We start from the raw sequence: 20,471 nt of genomic DNA, 5'->3' as shown, positions 1-20,471 counted from the left end.
GCATATCAGTCTCCTTCGGACGCAGTGATTTGGGGGGTGAGGTCGACGACGCCGTATCCGCCATCAGGATCGAGGCCGCCGACGCGCGCGACCGTCTCGACGCGCCGCGCGAGTCCGCGCCCCGAGATGAAGACGATGATGTCGATCGCCTCGGCGATCAGGCGGCGCGGCACGGTGACCACGGCTTCTTGGATCAGCTGCTCGAGCCGGTAGAGAGCGGCGACGGCGCTGTTGGCGTGGATCGTCGCGATACCGCCGGGATGGCCGGTGTTCCAAGCCTTGAGCATGTCGAGCGCCTCGCGCCCGCGCACCTCGCCGACAATGATCCGGTCGGGTCTCAACCGCAGCGTCGAGCGCACGAGATCGGCCATGGTGACGGTGCCGATCCCGTCGGCGCCCACGGTGCGGGTGCGGAGCGCGACGACGTCGCGCGCGGCGCACTGAAGCTCACGCGTGTCCTCGATCAGGATCACGCGCTCGTCGAGATCGCCCATTTCGGCGAGGAGGGCGTTGGCAAGCGTCGTCTTGCCCGATGATGTACCGCCGACGACGAGGATATTCTGGCGCTCCACGACAGCGGTCGCGAGGCGCCGCGCGATCTCGGCCGACATGATGCCGTCCTTCACATAGTCGAGCAGCGTGTGGACCTTTGCGGCGGGCTTGCGGATCGAGAAGCAGGGCGCGGTCGACACCGGCGGCAACACGCCTTCAAACCGCTCGCCGGCCCCCTGCCCGTGCGGCGGAAGCTCTGCCGAGACGATCGGCGCGGTGGCGTGCGCCTCGGTGCGCGCATGGCTCGCGACGAGGCGAATGATCCGCTCGACCTGCGCGGGCTCGAACCGGGAACCCGTGTCCCAGCGTCCCCGCCCGAGGCGGTCGAGCCAGAGGCACCCGTCGGGATTGATCATGATTTCGATGACCTCGGGGTCGGCGAGCGCCGCCGCGATCGTCGGCCCCATGGCCGTGCGCAGCATTGCGCGGCTGCGGGCCGCTGACAGACCTTCGCTCATGACCGATGCTCCCTGTCGCTGGATGCCGGTCCGAGCGTTCGCGCGCCGCTCGCCATCGCTTCGCCGACGCGGCTGACGAACGCGTTGAACCGGTCGCGCCCGATCGCGCGAGCTGCCTCGTCGCCCTCGGCGATCGGCGCCTGCACGGTCAGTTCGTAGCGGATGAACAGCGCGAGGCTTTCGAGCAGGATCTGGCCGTCGCGTTCGATTCGCCCGAGCGCCATCGAGATGCGGTCGAGCCGCGCGCTGAACTTATTCTCGAGTTCGGATACCGCCTGCCGATTGAGCCAGGCGGCGAGCGCGTCGACGAGGATCGCCGACTTCGCTGCGCCGGGCTGCGCGGCGATGGTCTCGAACCGCTGGCTGAGTTCCTCTGGCAGGAAGAGCTGGTAGCGGACCTTGTTGAGCTTGCGGCGTCCCATTGTCAGAAGCTCGGCAGGGTGTCGTCACCCTGTCCCTGATTGAGTGCGTGGGCGCGCTGCACCGTATCGAGCGAACCCCGCGAACGATCCAGGGCGCGCTTGTCAGCGGCGGGATCGACGTCGTCCATCTCAAGGCCGAGCAGGTCGAGCTGCTTCGGCGGCAACGCGGGAGCCGGCATTTCGTCGGCCATATCGGGCGTCCGCTGCTGCTGGAGACCGCCGTCGTCGGCAGTCGTGTCGACATCGACCGCAGCTTCGAGCCGGCGATCAGGACGCCGCGCGAAGTTGCCCCAGTCATCGCCCCGCGCTGCAGGCCGATCGGGGTAGACGGCGCCGCTAAGCACCGGAGGCGGCGCGAGGCGGGCCTTGAAGCGTAGATCCTCATAATAGCGCAGCTTCCTGGCGCGGATCGGCGCCATACCCGAGACGAGGACCAGCTCGTCGTTCGGGTCGAGCTGCATCACCTCGCCCTGCGTCAGGAGAGGGCGCGCAGTCTCCTGACGGCTGACCATGACATGCGCGAGCCAGGGCGCGAGCCGGTGCCCGGCATAGTTGCGCATCGCGCGCTGTTCGGTCGCGACCCCGAGCGCATCGGAGATGCGGCGCGCGGTCCGTTCGTCGTTCGTCGCAAATGCAACACGGACGTGGCAATTATCGAGGATGCTGTGGTGCTCGCCATAGGCCTTCTCGATCTGGTTAAGACTCTGGGCGATGAGGAAGGCGCGCACGCCATAGCCCGCCATGAACGCCAGGCTTGTCTCGAAGAAGTCGAGCCGCCCGAGCGCGGGGAATTCGTCGAGCATCATCAAGAGCTGGTGGCGGCGCACAGTCGATCGATGATCGTCGAGCTTTTCGGTGAGCCGCCGGCCGATCTGGTTGAGGATGAGGCGGACGAGCGGCTTGGTGCGGCTGATGTCCGATGGCGGAATGACGAGGTAGAGCGAGATCGGGTGCGGCGCTTCGACGAGGTCGGCGATGCGCCAGTCACAGCGCGAGGTCACCTCGGCGACGGTCGGATCGCGGTAGAGCCCCAGGAAAGACATCGCAGTGGAGAGCACGCCCGAGCGTTCATTCTCGCTCTTGTTGAGGATCTCGCGCGCCGCCGACGCGACCACCGGATGGACCTTCGGCTCGTCCTTTGTGCCGAGATGATTGGTCGACATCATCCGCTTGAGCGTCGCCACAAATGGCCGCTGCGGGTCGGAGAGGAAGGTCGCCACGCGCGCGAGCGTCTTCTCTTCCTCGGCATAGAGGATATGGAGGATCGCACCGACGAGCAAACTGTGGCTCGTTTTTTCCCAGTGATTGCGCCGTTCGAGCGCCCCTTCAGGATCGACGAGAATATCGGCGATATTCTGCACGTCGCGGACCTCATGTTCACCGCGGCGCACTTCGAGCAGCGGATTATATTTGGCCGAGGCGGCGTCGGTCGGATTGAACAGAAGCGCGTGGCTGAAGCGCGAGCGCCAGCCCGCGGTCAGCTGCCAGTTTTCGCCCTTGATGTCATGGACGACGGTGCTGCCGGTCCAGCTGAGCAGCGTGGGGACGACGAGGCCGACGCCCTTGCCCGAACGCGTCGGCGCGAAAGCCATGACATGCTCGGGGCCGTCGTGCCGCAGATATCGCGATCCATGCCGGCCCAAAAACACGCCCGCATCGCGCGTCAGCCCCGCCCGCGTGATCTCGCCATCGCTTGCCCAGCGCGCCGACCCGTAGGTCGTGACATGACTCGACTGCCGCGCGCGCCACAAGGATCCCGCGATCGCCGACGCACAGCCCAGAAATCCACTGGTGCCCGCGATGGCGCCAGCGGTGTCGAATATCTCGGGCGCATAGGCTTCGAAGTGATACCACCAGGGAAACAGGGCCCAGGGTTCGTACACGGGCGTGCCGAACAGGACGAACCATGCCGGGCCGAGCTGCGGCTGATAGCCGAGCGCCGCGGCACACCATTGTGTCGCCGCCCAGACGCCGAGGACGACGATCGCAAAGACGATGAAGATCTGGCCCAAGAGGAGGCGGGTTGGCGACATGGATGTTGCTCCGGCAAGAACGGGGATCGCTCTTGCCCGGCAAGAATGGCATCGGTCGGCGCCTCACCGACACTGTCGCTCCGCTGTCGCTTCACTGCTTCTTGACGACCAGATGCGAGATTTCGGCGCTTTGGCGCGAACTGTGCTGGTCAGTCCGGTGGCTACTGCACCATTGCCGGACGACCATGGTTGGCGCATAGGCCGCGCATGACCGGCGACCTCACCAACATCATTCTCCAGGTAATCGAACGCGCGCCTCAATGGATGCGCCGCGACCTCGACTCCAAGGATTCTGTTATGCGCGTCCAAGCCGAGGAGTCGCTCGCGGCCATGATCGCGGACGCGCTCGAAAAGCAGGGCAGCGCTGCCGATTGACGACAGCCCGTCCGTCCGCCGCAGCGCGACCGTCCGGAAAATTCGAACCAGAATTGGGTCCATCTCTCCTTCAAGACGGAACCGAAGCGATTATAATCGCTCGTCAAAACTGAAGGAGACGACGATGCGCATGACCATGATCCTATTTGCGGGGTTCGGCCTGTCCGCCTGCGCGCCGAGCGAGCCGCGCAGCACGCAGTTTTTCGAAGCGAACCTCGACGAAGCACGCATGATTGTCGCCGGCTGCAGGGACGGGTCAGTCCGCGGCGGCGAATGCGCGAACGCCGATTATGCCGTGCAAAGGGCCGAGAGCCGCGAACGATCCAAAGGGTTCTTCGGCGACGGAAAGGCCTACACGCCGCCCGATAAGTGACCTGCGATCAAGTCGCGCGTGCGGTTCCGGTACGCTATTCGCTCCCGGCGGATAGCGTGCAACCAGGTCCCTCGGCACGACCGCTGCGCCACAAAAGCCCCGCCCCGGCGGCCGATACAAATGGTCAGGGCACGTCCTCGCCCGTCAACTGCCGGTACACCGCCTGGCAATTGTTCGCGATGCCGCTCGGAGCGAGCAAGGAGATTTGGGCAATTTTGGTTTCGTCGACCTTTTTCGAGGGCGTGGGGAGCGCGGCATCGGCTGCGGCGTAAGCGCGCAAAGCCGCCTTCGCCGTGACGCCCTCAGCCACGGCATCGCTGCCTGCCTTGCTGCACGCAACCAATGCGGCAAGCGCCGACCCGAACTTTTCCTCGGCAACGCCCAGCGCGGAAAGGTCAGCCTGCTGCTTGACCGCGTTCGCGGCAGTTTGGGCTCCCGGAACGAAAACGAGATTCGCCTGCTCGGTAATCTCCTTCTTGACCGCGTCGTCGTTAAAGATCGACGCCAGAAAGGCGAAGAACGGACTGCCGGGCTGGCTTTCCGAGAGAAGCGCGGTGATCGTCAGCGGCTTTTTCACATCGTCTTCGCTGAGCGTGAACCAGGGCGCTTCGTAGCTCGTTGCCTGGCCATTCGCGTCCGACGCAAATTTCAACACCTGGCCAGGCTGCATCTCGCCGAGGGTGATGGTCGCTGCCGGATTGCTATCGAGATTGGGATTCTCCCCAGCTCCCGAAAAAGCGAACAGGAGAACGACGCTGCGCGTCTGGCCTCGAAACGCACGCTCTCCTTGCGGGGTGAACATGACCGTTTGGAGTGGCCGCACCGTTGCAGCCGTTCCGCCATTGCTGATGACGAGAGCGCCCTCGAAGAAGAAGTCGGGTTTGTCGGCGAGCCAGATGCCATTGGACTTCAGCTTGTCAAAGGCCGTAGCCGGGAGCGAAAGGCTTTCAAAACCCGCCGGTGCCGAGGCAGGCGGCGTGTTCGTCTGGAAGCGCCCGCGGACGATCTGGATACATTGGGGAACGGCCCCGTCGAGATTGCGCGAGCCCATCGCTTTCCAGGTCTTGTCCTGACCAGCCTCGCTGAGCGCCCGCCCGATGAGATTGACCCCCTTGGAGACGAGCAGCGGGAGGACTGCGCCGGCAATACCGCGCGATGGATTCGCCTGGCTGACGCAGTCGCCGACGCCGACCTGTACCCCCGGCGAAACATTCTGGACGGGCGGCGCCGGTTTGGCGGCGAGAGGCGACGCCAGCGCGCCCGCCAGCAACGTCGAAATCAAGAAAGCTCTCATCCCTACCCCCATCTGCAATATCGTTGGCGAACGCCCACCGGACGATCCTATTGTCGAATCAGCACGTCGAGTTGCGCCGTTGTCCACTCGTTTGACGTGAGGCCCTCGGCCGCATTGGGATCGCGGCTCTTTACCGCGGTCGACTGCGCGAGAAGCCATGCCAGCGGCGCCGTGGACGCCGATTTCGTCGCGCCCGGACTTGCCAACAGGGAGTAATCGACGTCGCTGCGCGTCGAGGCAATCACCTTGTACGTCTCGATCCCGAGCGGCGCGCCGGCGGTTTGCGGCGGCTTGGTCATTATGAAATTATTCGGGTTGATCGCGTCGCCACCCGGCGTTGGCGTCAGCACCTGGATCGAACCGCTCGTCCCCAATGCGATGAGCGAGGCATAAAGCTTCTCGTTCGAGAGATTCGTCAGACGGAAGGCAAAATATTCTCCGACACGCAGCGACGGAATACCGTCGCCAGGAACAAGAGTCTGGCTCACGATGGTGAGGCCGCCGCCCGGGGCAGGACCCGTCTTGACGCGCATGAGATCGAGGCGAAGGAGATTGTCGAGCGTCGAATTACTGTTCGTCAGGCTTCGCAGGCCCAGTTGCTTGGCCTTTTTGGTCAGCGCATCGCCGAGCCTTACCGGCGCGTTGGGGTCGCTTCGCCTGACCCAAAAACCCATGATCGGGACAAGTTCCTGGCGCGTCGCGATATAGTAGGAGCTCTCGCAGCCCGCAGCCGCAGGCCCATCGGGGATTACTTTGCCCGTCGCTGTCAGGCAGCCGCGCTGGACGGCCAGGCTCCAAGGCTCGCCAGGCTTGGCTGCGCGAAGCAGCTCATTGCCAGCCAGTCTGTCCTGGAGAGCCGCCAACATGACGCGATCGGCAGGTTCAACGGACTGATCGCCCAGCGTATCGAGTTTAACGAGGAGCGGATCCATGCCGAAGTTCGGCGTAACAACGACGACCGTGCTGTCGAGCGGCAGAGCCTTTGGGGTCCCCAGGATGATTGCGCTCGCGGTCCCGAGGCCCACGCTATCGACGCGGGCGTCCGCGATCTTGTCGGCGTCGCCGACGGTCTTCGGCGCTCCCGCGCGATAAATCGCGAGCAAACCGCCAACGCGCACGCCGTGGGCACTGCCTGCCCCGATCACGAGTTTGCCATCGGGCGTCGCGCTTCTGAGTTCGATCGGCGCCGCCACCGCGTCGCCCGCGCCGAAGACGGCGCTGTCAATTTCACCCTCAACCTGCGGATGTTGGGACGCCGCGACGCGAAGCACGGCCTCACGTGCTCGCGCGACGGCCGCGCGGTAGCTCGACGAGGGGCGCTGTTTTAGCGCCTGCACCAGATGATAGGTCAGATAGCCGTGTACGACCGTGCCGGACGGCGTCTCTATCTCGCCCTCATAGGAGAGTTCGTCCGCCAGCGATCCCGAGATCACTGCAAGCTTTGCAGCCCTTGGAATGACGATGTCCCGCGGCTGTCCTGCTGCAAGCGACACGGGCGCTCTCATATTGGGGTTGGGCGAGAGCCGGCGGGCTGTTGCGGCCGCGCTCGCCGGGGCGCGCGTTGCCGTTCCCGAGTGGCAGCTGTCGAGAATGACCGCGATATGCCCCACATAGGGCTTGAGCGTCGCTAACCAGTCCTCAAGCTCGTCATCGACGATGTCTCGCCCCGTGTCGCTTCGGCTGTCGTAGGCGACGAGCGTCTCATCCTCGCCATCGCCTTCGTCATTGTCGAGATCGCTCGTCCGGGCGCCATGTCCGCTGAAATAGAAAACGACCGTAGACCCAGGGTTTGCGCGGACCTTTGCGAGCATGTCAGTGACTAGCGCCCTGCGAATGGCCGCGACGCTCGCTGCGCTGCCACGCAGCGTCACGATATGTTGCGCGTCGTCCACAAATCCATATTGCTCGATGAGCAGGCGGCGCATCAGTACGATGTCGTTCGCTGGACCGCTTAGGACATTGACGCGATTTCGAGGGTCCGACGGCTGCAACTGATCGTCAACGCCGACCAGCACGGCAAATTTCTCGGCTGAATGAGCTGAAATGGGGCTTGTCGCGAAGCCGAGCGTAAGAATGACGTAAAAGCCAACGAGCCTTAATTTCCGTCCGAAAATACGCTTCAACCTTGCCCGCGTGCTCGGCATATCACACCCCTCTCGCGACCCACCAATTAATATCCGCCCATTAAGCGAGTCGCTATTTGCTCCTTATCATGAAAGACAGTCGCCTCCATCTACTATAGGAAGCGAAGAGGAACATTGAGGCGGTCGAATCGATCCAATTTGGATTGAAATTACACTTCAAAATTTCTGCGCTAATCGGCTTGAGGATTGCGCCCATGATGATCGGCATGAAAAAGCTGTTACGCTTGCTCTGCAAATTGGGCGCCGTAATGCTGCTTGCAATGCACGGCATTGCCGCCGCTGATGAGCGACCGCTAGCGCAACCACGGCTCGTCCGCCAGGTCACGGCAACGGAACTGCTGAAGTCGGACTGGAACAAAAGCGCCTTTGATCAAAGCGGGGAATTGCTGCTCGTCGTGGCGAACGACCGCGCTTTCATTGTCATCACGCGCACGGGACGCGTACTGCGCGACGTCGCGCTACCGAACAGAGAGCTATTGGTTGCCGCTATCGCAGATGCTGGTGGTCACGGCTGGCTCGGCTTCACGAGCGAAGCAAGGCTAGTTCGAATCTCGCCGGAAACCGGTTTGGCAACGCCGCGGATGGATCTCGGCGAAGCTGCCCGGAAGAACGTATACGAGCGGCCTCGCGCGGCTTTCGCCTATGACGCGAGCGGTGCACTCCTCACATTGGTGCAGATCAACCGGGAGATACTTAACGCACGCAATAAAGAGCAAAGCCTCCTCTTGCTGGAAAACGACTCCGAAAATCCTGTTTTAGAGGCGCGCATCGATCCACAAGGGACTGCCCCTTCCGAGGGCGTCCTGACTATTAACCGCCGGCAAAATCTGGCCGCCATCTACGACCCGAAAAATGCCATGGCGGATATATTGTTCTGGTCGTTACCGACAGCCGCGCAAACTCCGCAAAGAGGGATTCACCAGCTTTGCTCTGTCGCCTACCGCAAACTTACGGCCTCGATGCAACCGCTCGACGAGGGATTTGTGGTGTTTAATCGAGACGGGAGCGCGACCTATCTCTCAGCGCCGGATGCCGGTGTTTGTAACGATCCCACAAATCCACCCGTGACTGAGAATGAACCAGCGACATGCAACTGGCAAATAGTCGAACCGGATGTGGGCGTGATTTCTGCTTTTGCGGGCAATCGTCCGGACCAGTTCATCATAGTCGATCTTGGACTGCGCGCTTATGAAGTTACATTAGAGCGCAATCGCTGCGCATTTACCAAACGCCTTCTCCTGGACCTGACGCCATTCGACACCATCAGCCGGATGACCAAGCGGATCGGAACCTCGCCGAATGCGAGAACCGATCCTGACGAATATGCGGCAAAATATCTGGAGCGCGACGGTAGCCTCGCATTCATCGCTGGCGGCGGTTTGGTTATTGCGCAGCCTGGCCAGCAACCGGTGCTCGTCGGGGACCTCGCCGGCGATCCGACGGGCGCTTGGGAAATGGATCTGGAAGGCGACCTCATTCTGAGCACCCTTCCCCTGTCGCCGCTCAAGCTGTTCGATCTGGGCGCATCCAGTGGTGCGAGCATCGATTATGATGTCTTCACCAGATTGGAACGCATTTTCTTCTACCAGCGCCCTTATGCGCTGATCCGCGACATGCGCGTCGCTGCCGTCATGACGCTTGACGGCATGGTGCGCTACTACACGCCTGAAAGGGGCGCCGGCCGACTGAAGCCACCGGATCAGGCCCTGGACGTCATCGATCCTATCGGCCTTTGCGCCAGTGTGGATGGGAAGCGCCTCTGGGTCACTGACCTTGACGGCGCCGTCCATTCATTCGCGCGGGAGGACCCCTTGCAGCCGTTGGCCAAGGTCGGCCAGATCGAGACCAAGGCACGCGGCGTGCTTTACAAGCTCGGATGCGATCCGAAGGGACAATTGGCCATCATCGGCGGGTCGATCGACGACGATATATTCATATTTGAAAGCGGCTCACGCGGTGTAAAGCTACTCCAACGGCTGAAGCTTGAAGGAACGTCCAGCGATCGTGCCCGCCCTTCGATTGCGGCCGATGGCTTGAATTTCGCGCTGGGTTCGCACATTTTCTCACGCGCGACCAAAAAGCATCATTTCAAGCTGGATCTTGAGGTCGAGGGAAGTACTCGCATCCTGTTCGACGCTACTGTTTCGCAAGCGCTGATCGTGGGCAACTCGGCGCGCATCGTGCCGCTCCGCCGCACCAGGGATGGAAAACTCCATCTCGAACCCCCGCTGTACAGTTTCGGCGCCGTTCCGAGCGGTGGATGGCTTAGCGATGGTCGCATTCTGCTGCAGCGCGAACCGAATGATTTCGAGATATGGCGCCCTGGCCAGCCCACAGCGATCGGTTCTTTTGCGTTCGCGCCAGAAAATAGCTGGCTGTTCATCGCTCCCGATTCGCGTTTCGATACCAACCGGGTCGAAGCGACGCGAGCGGGGCATTGGCTCATGCCCGACGATCCGCTGCGCACTTATCCTGCCGAGATTTTTATGCGCGATTATTTCGAGCCGCAGTTGCTCGCAAGGCTGAGCGCCTGCAGCGCGAAGAAGGCTGAAGACCCTGGCGCTTGCGACGCCGCCTTTTCCGATATCCGACCGCTGGCATCGCTCAATCGCGTCCAGCCGGGCGTTCGCATCGTCAGCGTCATGCCGAGGGGTGGTGAGCATGCAACCATCGAGATCGAGGTCACGCCTGGCGAAGATCAGACCCAACCAAACGATCGCAAAAAGACTGGAGTCTATGACCTGCGTTTGTTTCGCGACGGACAGCTTGTCCATCGCCTGCCCGATCGCGAAACCGACGCGAACAACATCGAGACGTGGAGAGCCGAACATCTGGTTCGGATACCCGCCGGGGAGAAGGGTCTGAGGATCAGTTTCGAGGTGGCTCTTCCGACACTTCCCGATAGCCGCTCCGTCAGTTTCTCTGCCTATGCCTTCAACGAGGACCGCGTCATCAGTAACCTGGCAACAGCGCCCCCCTTCAAGGTGCCGGCCGACGCGAAGCCTAGAGCCCGGAAGGCCTATTTCATTGCGATCGGCGTGAACGGCTATGACGCACCGTCACGCAATCTAAGCTTTGCGGTGAACGATGCCGAGATGATGGCCGGCACGGCTGCCCGCTTTGCGGGTTATGAAAATGTGCCGGTGATTTTGGCTTCGGACGCCGGGGGCCCGCGACGCGATGCCACCACAGCAGCTATCCGCGCGGTGCTACAGCGCCTGGCGGGCGCCGAAATCGACGACGCGCTCCTAGCCCATATTCCCGGTGCGGATCGCCTGGCCAAGGCGACGCCTGACGATATGATCGTCATCAGCTTCTCGGGCCACGGCCACACCGACAAGAATGGCGGCTTCTATCTCCTGCCCTCGGATTCGGGGGCGAGCCCGATCATCGATGAAAACAGCCTGAAAAAGTTCATCTCGAGCGAAATGCTCGGCACCTGGTTGCGACCGATCGACGCGGGACAGATGGCGCTCATCATCGACGCCTGCCATTCGGCTGCCAGCGTCGAGCAGCTGGGGTTCAAGCCGGGGCCGATGGGAGATCGCGGCTTTGGGCAACTTGCCTACGACAAGGCGATGCGCATTCTCGCTGCAAGCCAGGCAAACGATGTCGCCCTCGAAATCAACACGCTGAGCCAAGGGCTTCTGACCTATGCGCTGACTCATGATGGGCTCGGCGCCGGGGGCGGCGTGGCTGGTGCCGACATCAACAAGGACAAGATGATCTGGTTAGGCGAATGGCTGCAATATGGTGCCGAACGCACGCCGGTCCTTTATGAAGAGATGAGGCAGAACCGCCTTGCGTATCGATATGTCGGCATCGATCTCGAATTTCAGGGCCGAGATCCGAGCGTCGATCCACGCTTTGCATCGATGATCGAACGCCGCGCCCAGACTCCAAGCCTCTTCGACTTCGCACGCCCTGGTACCGACGCGGTCATCGGCATAAGTCTGGTCGCGCCGCGGCGATAACGAGTAGCGGGTTTTATCGCTTCAGACCGATGTGCGCGCCGGATATTTGCGATCATATCGGACATCGCGGATTCGATCCTTGAAGAACAGTTCGATCGGCCCGCGCCGCTGCAGCATCTGGCGAATCTGGTCGCCCGAGATCGGGACGAGCAGCGGCCGGTTCTCGCCGCGCGCGACGTTCCGAAATGCGGCATAGGCATCTTCGGTGAACCCATTCACTGACACCAGAAAACCCAGCTTCAGTCTCGGCACCTCGACCTTGCTGATGAAGGTATGCACTTGATGGGCCTCGACGGCCCGGCTCAGATTCTTGCATTCGACAAAAATATCGGGGCCCCAATAATCCCAGAATTTTGCTCCACCGCGCACTTCCATGATCAGGTCGAGCTCGCCATGTTCGCTACGGAAATTTCGTTGCACCGGTTCGAACGGGCCATCGAAGAGCGCTTCGGTAAAGCCCTCAAAGCGCTTGCCGCGCTCATGGTTGGGCCGACTCATGTCGCACGCATCGTCGAGGAGCCCGAGCAGCTTGTCATGCAAACCCAGAGCTTCGCCGGCATCTTGGACATAGTCGAGGGCGGCCGGGACTTGCTGGATCAGTCGTCGGATGAAGCCTTGCCCGATATGGCCGCCCAACCGAACGGCCACATAGGCTGAGAGCGCGTCATTCTCGACACGGGCGAAGCGCAGGCAGGTCACCGCATCGAGTACGCGGTCCTTCTGAAGAAGGAGCTCGACCATGGGCGCTACTTCGTCGGCGAGGCCGGCAGCGAAACGCAGGATTTCCTCGACCGACGTTTCGCCGAGCTCTAGCGCCTCAATCAGACGTGATGGCGACGCATGAAGCCGGCGCGCGACCATGAATTCGACAAAGGATCTATGGACAAAACTCAGTTGTCCGTCATCGACACGAACGAAGCGTGTTGCGACCAATTGCTCAACCATCCTGGCGTGCCCGATCATCAAACGCTCACCCGGCAGTTCGAGAGGGATGTCTGCGGCGGGAGCCGTACTCCATCCCGAGACATGATATGTGACTGCCACTTCGCCGAGGAGCGCGAGCAGCTGCTCGGCGGAAAGGCCGGCTTCTCTGCTGCCAGTCGCTTGGCGCAGCCCCTCATCGAGGAGGTCGTCGAAAAGGTCTGCGGTCGAAACAAATGGCGCGCTCCCGCCGTCACTTGCTTCCCAGAGCAGCTTCGCCAAAGGCGGGTTCCGCGCCGCATCAGGGAGATCTGCTCGCCGCATGAAGGCGAGGAAGCGCTCGGCGGCATCGCCATTTCCAAGGCCAAACGTACGTATCAGCGCCGCAACCTGGTCTTTCGAAAATGGAGCAAGCGTATAGCTTGCCAATGCCGAGAGTTCGGCGCCGAAAGCGCCGGGCCTTGTTGCGACAACGGCTGCCAGTCTAGGATATTGATGAAGAATGTTGGCAATACGGAAGGCGCCGAGGCGCCCGTCGGGCATTTCGTCGACTCCATCGACAAGCAAGACGATTGCGTCGCTATCGAGCAAGCGCGCAAGCTCGCGCGGTGAAACGTCAATCTCAAGATCTCGCAGGACTGCCGCGATCCCGTCCGAAAGGTCGTGCCGGGCACCGTGGACTAGGATCGGTGCGCGCGTATCGAGAATCCCCGCCAAATAGGAGCCGGCGGTCGCACGGGCAAATGCGTGCATTAGGGTTGTCTTTCCGGTGCCTCCCTCGCCGACCAGAGCCATGCGGTGTTCGGATCCGAGCACATCGAAAGCCGGAATCACAGCCCCATCTGGGCCCGCGACATGTGGCAACACAAATTCGAGCGGCCCTGCGCCGATCGATGCGAGCGTCGCCCGGGCAATTTGCTTCGCAAGCTTGTTCGACACTCCCCGGCCCCCGTTTCCACCAGGCTCATTCAAAATTGAACAGCCTGCCCTCACCCAAGCGAAAAGGCTGCGCTACAGTAAACCGACGCGAAAAGAACGGCCGCTGATAACCCGCAACCGCATTATCGCGTCGGCTTGGGCGCCCTGTCCTTGTTGCGCAAGTCGGCAACATAGCTGTGGCCGCCATCGACTTTCACGATTTCGAATAGACCGGTGGCCTCGAACAGGGCAGGAAAATTCTTCGCGCCATAATTGCGCGGATCGATCGGGGCCTGCCGTTTGGCGGCGCTGCCAGCCCCGGACATCGCGGCCCATCCATCATCGCGCGCCGCGGCCTCAACCGCGCCGCGCAGGATCGTGACCAGCTTCGTATCCTGCGCGAGCTGTTTGCCTGACATCTTGGCTGGCGCCGCGGCAGCCGCACGGGTCGCCCTGGGCTTCGAGGCCACGTCCCCTGCCGGCTCCGATGGCGCCGCCGAAGTCCCTTCTGCGCTGTCGAGGTTGTCGAGGTACAGAAAGGTCGTGCACGCATTGACGAATGGGCTCGGCGTCTTCCGCTCCCCGAAGCCGTAAACGTCATGGCCGTTGGCACGAAGCTGCATCACGAGCGGCGTGAAATCGGCATCGCTCGATGCCAGGCAAAAGGCGTCGAGCTTCTGGGTATAGAGCAGTTCCATGGCATCAATGACGAGCGCGATGTCGGTCGCATTCTTGCCGGTGGAATAGCTGAACTGCTGGATCGGCCGGATCGCAAACTCGTGGAGCTTGTCTTTCCAGCCTTTGAGTCCAGCGCTCGCCCAATCGCCGTAGGCGCGGCGGATGTTTGCGGTGCCGTACTTGGAGAGTTCCGCGAGGATCGCCGCAATCTTGGCATGCGAGACATTGTCCGCGTCGATCAAAAGCGCGATCTTGCGATTCGCCACCGTGCCAGCCCGGCCTTCGTTGTCGATAACTCCATCGGTCATTGTTGACGCACCTTGCTTTCTTAGGCCGTGTTGAAAAACGACTGAAGCCATAAGCGGCTATCTCCGCTCGGTCGAGCGTGCACCTCTCCTGCTAGACGTGCTTATGCACGTGCGCGCGATGTGCCGCCCCACGGATTCGAGGGGCCGGGCCAGAGCGGTTGCCGTCCCTAGATTCATCGACAATTCTCCCCCCGTTTTCGGGGGGGCTATTCAAAGGGCGGCCTTGCTAAGGATCCTGCGACAGCGATTTAGCGAGGTATTATCAATGGTCGAGAAACCCGGGCTGCGCATTGCGGTCATTGGCGCCGGAGCGTCGGGACTCATTGCGGCGGTGAAGCTGATCGAGGCCGGTTTCGACGATGTCGTGATATTTGAAAAGGCTGACGAGTTGGGCGGAACCTGGCGGGACAATATCTATCCCGGCTTGACCTGCGACGTGCCATCGCACGCTTATCGGCTATCGTTTGCGCCCAATCCGGACTGGACCCAAGTTTGCGCGTCGGGAGCGGAGATTCTCGCTTATTTGAAGAAGACGGCCCGCGATTTCGATATCGACCGACATATCCGCTTTGGCGAGGAAGTGATCGAGGCACACATCGAAAACCATCGCTGGCATCTGACGACCAACAGCGGCGCGCAGGGCGAGTTCGATATCGTGATCACAGCGACCGGCGTGCTGCACCATCCGGTCTATCCCCAAATCGCAGGGCTCGATAGCTTTGCCGGCGAGGCATTCCATTCCGCCCGATGGTCCCGGAATTACGACTGGTCCGGCAAACGCGTCGGGATCATTGGCACCGGATCGACGGCGACCCAGATTGTCTCCGCGATGGCCGGTCGGGTCGCAAAGCTGTCGTTGTTCCAGCGCACCGCGCAGTGGGTATTTCCTCAGTCCAATGAGGACATACCAGAGGAAACCAAGCAAATGTATCGCGCCGATCCCGACCTGCTGGACCGCGACTACCGTCAGCTTCTGTCGAAGATCAACGCGACCTTTGCTGCCTCGCTGGTAGGCGAAAATCCCAGCGCCCGTGCCAAGATCGTCAAGGCTTGCGAAGACTATCTGGCGACCGTCAAGGATCCCGACCTTCGTGCCAGGCTGACACCGGATTACACCGTTGGCTGCAAGCGGCTGGTCATGTCCGATACATTCTACGAAGCCATGCAAACGCCGGGTGTCGAACTCGTCACGGAACGGATCGTCCGCTGCGTGCCCAATGGGCTGGAAACCGCCGACGGGAGTTTGCACGAACTAGACCTGATCGTTATGGCGACGGGCTTCAACACGCATCAGTTCTTTCGGCCGATGCAGGTCACCGGGCGCAATGGGCTGACAATCGAGCAGGCCTGGGCGGATCGCAATCGCGGCTACAACACCGTCAGCGTGCCCGGATTTCCCAACTGGTTCATGCTCGGCGGGCCGTCCAGCCCGATCGGCAACTTCTCTTGGCTACTGACAGCGGAAACCCAGTTCGCCTACGTCCTGCAACTGATCGAAAAGCTGCGTGATAAAAAAGTCCTGGAAATCGAGCCGAAGGAAGCGGCGGTGCAGCAGTTCGAGGCGCGCCTGGCCGAACAGATCCCGCGTACCGTATGGGCAACCGGCTGTTCCAGCTGGTACGTCGATCCTCAGGGCAATGTTGCATCCTGGCCTTGGACGTTCGACAAGTTCGTGGAGGAGTTGAAGGTTCCGCGCTGGGACGATTTCGAGATCGTCCGCGCTGAAGGAACCGGACAATGACTGGCAACCGCATGCTCGAAGGCATTCGCGTGATCGACATGTCGGGGGTCGTATTCGGTCCCTATGCCACCTTCATGCTCGCCGAACTGGGCGCCGAGGTCATCAAGGTGGAAGGGCCGGGGGGCGATCAGATGCGGCATCTCGGCAAGCCGGCTCGCACCAAGGGGATGAGCCCGACCTTTGTGACCGTGAACCAGGGCAAGAAATCGGTGGTGCTCGACCTCAAGTCCGAGGGCGACCGGGAAATGATGCGCGATCTGCTCAGGACCGCCGATATCTTCATCCACAATGTTCGCGGCGATGCCATTCGTCGGCTCAAGCTTGATTACGAGAACGTCAAACTGCTCAATCCCGATCTCATCTACGTCCATTGTGTCGGGTTCGGCTCGGACGGCCCCTATTCCGGCCTTCCGGCCTATGATGACGTTATCCAGGCCGCGAGCGGCGCGACCAGCCTGTCGCAGCGCGTATCGGGTGGTCCACCGACCTATCTGCCCTCGCTGATCGGCGACAAGGTGTCGGGGCTCTATGCAGCCAACGCAGCGCTCGCTGCGGTCATCCACCGCCTGCGCACAGGCGAAGGTCAATTGGTCGAAGTGCCAATGTTCGAGGCTTTTACCCAGTTCATGCTGCTCGAGCATCTCGGCGGCAAGCTATTCGATCCGCCCAACGCCCCCGTCTGCTATGCGCGACAAGTCGATCCCGACCGTCAGCCCTTTCCAACCGCGAACGGATTTATCAGCATCGTCCCCTATGTGGACGCCGCCTGGCCGAAGTTGTTTCAGCTGCTCGGCGATGCCGGCATTCTGGAATTCGAGGAGATGACAACGGCATCAGGTCGCTACAAAAACATCGACCGGCTCTATCGCGAGGTCGCGCGCTTGACTCCGCAAAAGACGACTGAAGAATGGATGGCTCTCCTCAAGGCCGCCGATATTCCGGCGATGATCGCGCGCGACATAGACGATATTCTCGATGATCCGCATCTGAGCGTTACCGGCTATTTCCAGCGGCTGGAGCATCCATCGGAGGGCGGCTATTATGCGACCAGCCGCCCGGTACGCTATCAAGCCTGGCCCGACCGAATACGGTCCCCGGCGCCGCTTCTGGGAGAGCATAATGATGAGGTGCTGCGCGATCTTTCTGCAGCGAAACAAGTATCCGACGCGTTATGATCGAACTTTATCATTGCCGCGATGCGCGCTCCTTCCGCCCGTTATGGGCGCTGGAGGAATTGGGCCTCGATTATCGCCTGCACCTGCTGCCCTTCCCACCGCGCGTGCGCCAGGCTGACTACCTCGCTGTCAATCCTCTAGGGACAATCCCGCTGTTGATCGACGGGTCGACAAGGATGACCGAGTCCGCTGCGATCCTGGAATATCTCGCGGTGCGCTACGGACCGACGCCTTTAGCCGTTGATCCGACCGACGACGCATATGGTGCATGGCTGAACTGGATCCATTTCGGCGAGGCGTCGCTGACCTTTCCGCAGACTTTGATACTGCGATACAGCCGTTTCGAGCCGGAGGCACGCCGGTCGCAGCAGGTCGCGGACGACTATACCCAATGGTTCCTGTCGCGACTGCGCGCCATCGACCGCGTGCTGTCAGACAACGACTATATGTGCGCAAACCGGTTTACCATGGCCGACATTTCGGTGGGCTATGCCCTGCTGCTGGCACGCTTGCTCAAGCTGCAGGATAATTTTTCGCCCCATGTGGCTGACTATTGGGAAAGGCTGAGTGCCCGTCCCGAGTTCCTTTCGGCCAATGGAAAGCAGCGCGCAAACGCCTGATCGAATATTCTTAGCCAATCGAACCGAGCAACCCAAGTTGCGCAGCGAGCGCCACGGCATGGGTCCGATTGGCAGCGCCGAGCTTCTGCACGACATTGTCGAGATGAAAGCGCACGGTGGTCGATCCCAGTCCGATGGTGGTTGCGACCTGTTCCTCGCGAAAACCTTGGGCCGTCAGGCGCAGGCATTGCCATTCACGCGGCGTCAACCGGGCCAGTTCCTCTTCGCTGGAACGAAAGCCCGCGTTTTCGTGAAGATAACTGCTCATGAACAAGTGGGCGGCCGCGATGAGGGTGGTGCGGGTTTGTGCCAATACCGAACGTGCCAACGCTTTCGTCGCCGACCCGCCCCAAGTTACCATGGCGACCCGTCCGCGCGGTAAATGGATTGGCATAGTGATGAGAGAGCGTACACCCATTGCGTTGATTGCGCTGACAATCTGCCGCAATTCGGCAGTGCGGGGCGGCACATTGTCCGATGGCCCGGTCACAAATGGCATCCCGCTCGTCCGGCACCGGATATAGAGTGGGCTCTTGAGCATGGCGTTGCGGTTCCACCACAATGCCATCACCTCGTCCGGCCACCCTTCTTGCCGCAGAAACGCATCCATATGCTCGTCGAATTCGGGGCGCGAAACATCGGGTGCCCACGCCAGCAAAGGCATGCCGATTGCCACCGCGACCGCTTTCAACCCCACTTGAGCCGCAGCGAAATCACTCGCCGCATCCAGTTCGGCAAGGCCATGATGGAGCGCATCAGTCGCAATATCGGCGACGGCGCCCTGCGGGTTTCGAGGGGTGCTAAGCATCCAAATGATGATAGCGCAATCCTATGGATCGGCAATGCATCGCAGGAGAGTGAAGATGGCCAGCGCACCACTGGAGGAATTGTTGCGAACCTTTCGGGCGCATGCCTTCGATCCCTCAGTCGATGAAGCGACGGTGCGACGCCGGCTGGACGGCTTTGCCAAGCTCTATCCGGTTTCGTCTGACGTGAGCATCGAGGTCATCGAGCTGTCCGGTCGCCCGGCAGAGCGGGTGAGTGCCGGTTCAGGGCCAACCGTGCTGTATTTCCACGGTGGCGGTTATGTCGCCGGATCGATCCGCTCGCACCGCCATCTTGGGGCTCGACTGGCAATGGATATGGGCGGCACGGTTATCCTGTTCGACTATCGGCTGGCCCCCGAAGCGGTGTTTCCCGCTGCCCTGAATGATTGCGTGGCCGCTTATGCTGCATTAGCCGATATTCCGGTATCGCTTGCCGGAGATTCCGCCGGTGGCGGACTGGCTTTCGGCGTGGCGATTGCAGCCGGACAAATGGGTTTGCCCCGGCCGGTCGCCATCTGGGCAGCGAGTCCCTGGATCAACCTCGGCACCGAGCATGAGAGCTACGACCTGCTCGCATCGGTCGATCCGATGCTCTCGCGCGACATCGCCGAATGGCATTCGACGCGCTATCTCGCCGGAACGTCGCATGACGATCCGCGGGCATCGCCGCTGTTTGCCAATCTCGCCGGCCTTCCGTCCACGCTGATCCAGATCGGCGATCGCGAGGTGTTCTTTGGCGATGCCGTACGATTGCATCAACGCTTGATCGCCGCAGGCGTGGATTGCGAGCTGTCTGTCGGCCGGGAGATGTTCCACGTCTGGCATCTCTATTGGCCCGATCTGCCGGAAGGTCGTGAGGCGGTCCGCGCCGCAGCCGACTTCCTTCTCATGCAGCATCGGGCAGACGCATGAGCGGATATCTGAAAGGCAAGTCGGTCATCGTTCTCGGGGGCGCTTCCGGCATCGGCAGAGCCACAGTCGAAGCATCGGTCCGCGAAGGTGCCGCCGTCGTGATCGCGGATCGCGACGTCGTCGCAGCAGGCCGACTGGCGACCGAGATCGGAGAACGCGCACTGGCCTTCGAACTCGACGTCTCGAATGCTGAAATGGTGGATGCCGGGATTTCGTTCACGGTCGCCGCTTTCGGGCGCCTTGATGCACTGGTGAACTGTGCGGCGAGACCCGAGCCATTTCGGAGCCTGCTCGATGCCAGCGAGGAGGATTTCGCGGGAATTGTCGACATTAATCTGCGCGGCACATGGTTGGCGATGCGCGCAGCAATCCGACAATTCCAGCGCCAGGGCGGCGGCGGCGCAATCATCAACATCTCATCCGCCGCGGGACTGAAAGGCTCGCCCGCCATGGCGATTTACAGCGCCAGCAAGCATGCAGTCATCGGGCTGACGCGGTCTGCGGCACTGGAATTCGCAAAGACCGGTCCGCGGATCAACGCGGTTTGCCCCGGCGTGATCGACACGCCGATGATGCAAGGTGTCGCCAGCGATCCGCGGGCCCGCAAGGCGTTCGAGGCGGCACAACCCAACGGCCGCTTCGGAAGGGCCGAAGAAGTCGGCGAGACCTGTGCTTGGCTAATCTCTGACCGAGCTTCCCTTATCACAGGGGCCATATTGGGCGTGGATGGCGGCCTGACCGCCTAA

Annotated in this window: 16 protein-coding genes; 8 read left to right on the top strand and 8 right to left on the bottom strand. The window is 61.7% G+C overall.

Annotation, left to right across the window (positions count from 1 at the left end):
- Positions 1–5: 5 nt before the first annotated feature.
- From trbB to NL2_RS08010, 3 genes are read right to left on the bottom strand one after another with little or no spacing between them, the layout of a single operon-like run.
- Positions 6–1,010 carry a P-type conjugative transfer ATPase TrbB gene (trbB, locus tag NL2_RS08020; protein WP_174522599.1) on the bottom strand — a complete coding sequence of 335 codons (1,005 nt, stop codon included), beginning with the start codon at positions 1,008–1,010 and terminating at the stop codon, positions 6–8.
- Positions 1,007–1,432: a hypothetical protein gene (locus NL2_RS08015; RefSeq protein ID WP_036524239.1), complete on the bottom strand. Its 426-nt coding sequence runs from the start codon at positions 1,430–1,432 to the stop codon at positions 1,007–1,009. Before NL2_RS08015 ends, trbB begins: the two co-directional genes overlap by 4 nt.
- Positions 1,433–1,434: 2 nt before the next feature.
- The gene (locus tag NL2_RS08010) at positions 1,435–3,465 is read right to left on the bottom strand and encodes a conjugal transfer protein TraG (protein WP_036524237.1); all 2,031 of its coding nucleotides are present in this window, start codon (positions 3,463–3,465) and stop codon (positions 1,435–1,437) included.
- A gap of 207 nt (positions 3,466–3,672) precedes the next feature.
- On the opposite strand from NL2_RS08010, the gene NL2_RS21410 reads away from it, so the two are divergent.
- The gene (locus NL2_RS21410) at positions 3,673–3,840 is read left to right on the top strand and encodes a DUF6771 family protein (protein ID WP_169799489.1); all 168 of its coding nucleotides are present in this window, start codon (positions 3,673–3,675) and stop codon (positions 3,838–3,840) included.
- A gap of 124 nt (positions 3,841–3,964) precedes the next feature.
- A complete protein-coding gene (locus NL2_RS08005; RefSeq protein WP_051586743.1) occupies positions 3,965–4,213 on the top strand; it encodes a hypothetical protein in 249 nt (82 codons plus the stop codon).
- 124 nt (positions 4,214–4,337) lie between these two features.
- Here the strand turns inward: NL2_RS08005 and NL2_RS08000 are convergent, their stop codons facing one another.
- Positions 4,338–5,495: a hypothetical protein gene (locus NL2_RS08000; RefSeq protein WP_068073560.1), complete on the bottom strand. Its 1,158-nt coding sequence runs from the start codon at positions 5,493–5,495 to the stop codon at positions 4,338–4,340.
- 59 nt (positions 5,496–5,554) lie between these two features.
- Positions 5,555–7,630 carry a caspase family protein gene (locus NL2_RS07995; protein ID WP_162177367.1) on the bottom strand — a complete coding sequence of 692 codons (2,076 nt, stop codon included), beginning with the start codon at positions 7,628–7,630 and terminating at the stop codon, positions 5,555–5,557.
- A 215-nt stretch (positions 7,631–7,845) separates the two neighbouring features.
- On the opposite strand from NL2_RS07995, the gene NL2_RS07990 reads away from it, so the two are divergent.
- Positions 7,846–11,625 carry a caspase family protein gene (locus NL2_RS07990; protein WP_081798936.1) on the top strand — a complete coding sequence of 1,260 codons (3,780 nt, stop codon included), beginning with the start codon at positions 7,846–7,848 and terminating at the stop codon, positions 11,623–11,625.
- Positions 11,626–11,646: 21 nt separating this feature from the next.
- On the opposite strand, the gene NL2_RS20715 is transcribed toward NL2_RS07990, so the two are convergent.
- Positions 11,647–13,485 carry an NACHT domain-containing protein gene (locus NL2_RS20715; protein WP_081798935.1) on the bottom strand — a complete coding sequence of 613 codons (1,839 nt, stop codon included), beginning with the start codon at positions 13,483–13,485 and terminating at the stop codon, positions 11,647–11,649.
- 122 nt (positions 13,486–13,607) lie between these two features.
- Entirely contained in the window at positions 13,608–14,450 is an 843-nt protein-coding gene (locus NL2_RS07975) for an NYN domain-containing protein (protein WP_051586741.1), read from the bottom strand.
- A gap of 265 nt (positions 14,451–14,715) precedes the next feature.
- Between NL2_RS07975 and NL2_RS07970 the strand changes: the two genes are divergently transcribed.
- Genes NL2_RS07970 through NL2_RS07960 form a run of 3 tightly spaced genes read left to right on the top strand, consistent with a single transcriptional unit; the run spans position 14,716 to position 17,986 of the window.
- Positions 14,716–16,191, top strand: a complete 1,476-nt coding sequence (locus tag NL2_RS07970) for a flavin-containing monooxygenase (RefSeq protein ID WP_036524222.1) — start codon at positions 14,716–14,718, stop codon at positions 16,189–16,191.
- Positions 16,188–17,366, top strand: a complete 1,179-nt coding sequence (locus NL2_RS07965) for a CaiB/BaiF CoA transferase family protein (RefSeq protein WP_036524219.1) — start codon at positions 16,188–16,190, stop codon at positions 17,364–17,366. Before NL2_RS07970 ends, NL2_RS07965 begins: the two co-directional genes overlap by 4 nt.
- Positions 17,363–17,986: a glutathione S-transferase family protein gene (locus NL2_RS07960; protein ID WP_036524216.1), complete on the top strand. Its 624-nt coding sequence runs from the start codon at positions 17,363–17,365 to the stop codon at positions 17,984–17,986. The genes NL2_RS07965 and NL2_RS07960 overlap by 4 nt, the downstream gene beginning before the upstream one ends.
- Positions 17,987–17,996: 10 nt before the next feature.
- On the opposite strand, the gene NL2_RS07955 is transcribed toward NL2_RS07960, so the two are convergent.
- Positions 17,997–18,794 carry a helix-turn-helix transcriptional regulator gene (locus NL2_RS07955; RefSeq protein ID WP_051586740.1) on the bottom strand — a complete coding sequence of 266 codons (798 nt, stop codon included), beginning with the start codon at positions 18,792–18,794 and terminating at the stop codon, positions 17,997–17,999.
- Between the two features lie 55 nt (positions 18,795–18,849).
- Here NL2_RS07955 and NL2_RS07950 point away from each other — a divergent pair, with 55 nt between their 5' ends.
- The gene (locus NL2_RS07950; protein ID WP_051586739.1) at positions 18,850–19,725 is read left to right on the top strand and encodes an alpha/beta hydrolase; all 876 of its coding nucleotides are present in this window, start codon (positions 18,850–18,852) and stop codon (positions 19,723–19,725) included.
- Positions 19,722–20,471 (top strand): SDR family NAD(P)-dependent oxidoreductase, encoded by a 750-nt coding sequence (locus NL2_RS07945; protein ID WP_036524210.1) that lies wholly within the window; start codon positions 19,722–19,724, stop codon positions 20,469–20,471. Before NL2_RS07950 ends, NL2_RS07945 begins: the two co-directional genes overlap by 4 nt.

The organism is Novosphingobium lentum NBRC 107847, assembly GCF_001590965.1.
Classification (GTDB): domain Bacteria; phylum Pseudomonadota; class Alphaproteobacteria; order Sphingomonadales; family Sphingomonadaceae; genus Novosphingobium; species Novosphingobium lentum.
Note: the sequence above shows the minus strand (reverse complement) of the source record. Positions and strands in the feature narration are given on the sequence as shown.

What these genes read in the sequence shown, in the direction of transcription:
- NL2_RS08015 (WP_036524239.1), bottom strand. Translation starts at nt 1,432, where the DNA reads ATGGGACGCCGCAAGCTCAACAAGGTCCGCTACCAGCTCTTCCTGCCA.
- NL2_RS07955 (WP_051586740.1), bottom strand. Translation starts at nt 18,794, where the DNA reads ATGCTTAGCACCCCTCGAAACCCGCAGGGCGCCGTCGCCGATATTGCG.
- NL2_RS08010 (WP_036524237.1), bottom strand. Translation starts at nt 3,465, where the DNA reads ATGTCGCCAACCCGCCTCCTCTTGGGCCAGATCTTCATCGTCTTTGCG.
- NL2_RS07975 (WP_051586741.1), bottom strand. Translation starts at nt 14,450, where the DNA reads ATGACCGATGGAGTTATCGACAACGAAGGCCGGGCTGGCACGGTGGCG.
- NL2_RS07950 (WP_051586739.1), top strand. Translation starts at nt 18,850, where the DNA reads ATGGCCAGCGCACCACTGGAGGAATTGTTGCGAACCTTTCGGGCGCAT.
- NL2_RS07990 (WP_081798936.1), top strand. Translation starts at nt 7,846, where the DNA reads ATGATGATCGGCATGAAAAAGCTGTTACGCTTGCTCTGCAAATTGGGC.
- trbB (WP_174522599.1), bottom strand. Translation starts at nt 1,010, where the DNA reads ATGAGCGAAGGTCTGTCAGCGGCCCGCAGCCGCGCAATGCTGCGCACG.
- NL2_RS21410 (WP_169799489.1), top strand. Translation starts at nt 3,673, where the DNA reads ATGACCGGCGACCTCACCAACATCATTCTCCAGGTAATCGAACGCGCG.
- NL2_RS07965 (WP_036524219.1), top strand. Translation starts at nt 16,188, where the DNA reads ATGACTGGCAACCGCATGCTCGAAGGCATTCGCGTGATCGACATGTCG.
- NL2_RS07960 (WP_036524216.1), top strand. Translation starts at nt 17,363, where the DNA reads ATGATCGAACTTTATCATTGCCGCGATGCGCGCTCCTTCCGCCCGTTA.
- NL2_RS08005 (WP_051586743.1), top strand. Translation starts at nt 3,965, where the DNA reads ATGCGCATGACCATGATCCTATTTGCGGGGTTCGGCCTGTCCGCCTGC.
- NL2_RS07945 (WP_036524210.1), top strand. Translation starts at nt 19,722, where the DNA reads ATGAGCGGATATCTGAAAGGCAAGTCGGTCATCGTTCTCGGGGGCGCT.
- NL2_RS07970 (WP_036524222.1), top strand. Translation starts at nt 14,716, where the DNA reads ATGGTCGAGAAACCCGGGCTGCGCATTGCGGTCATTGGCGCCGGAGCG.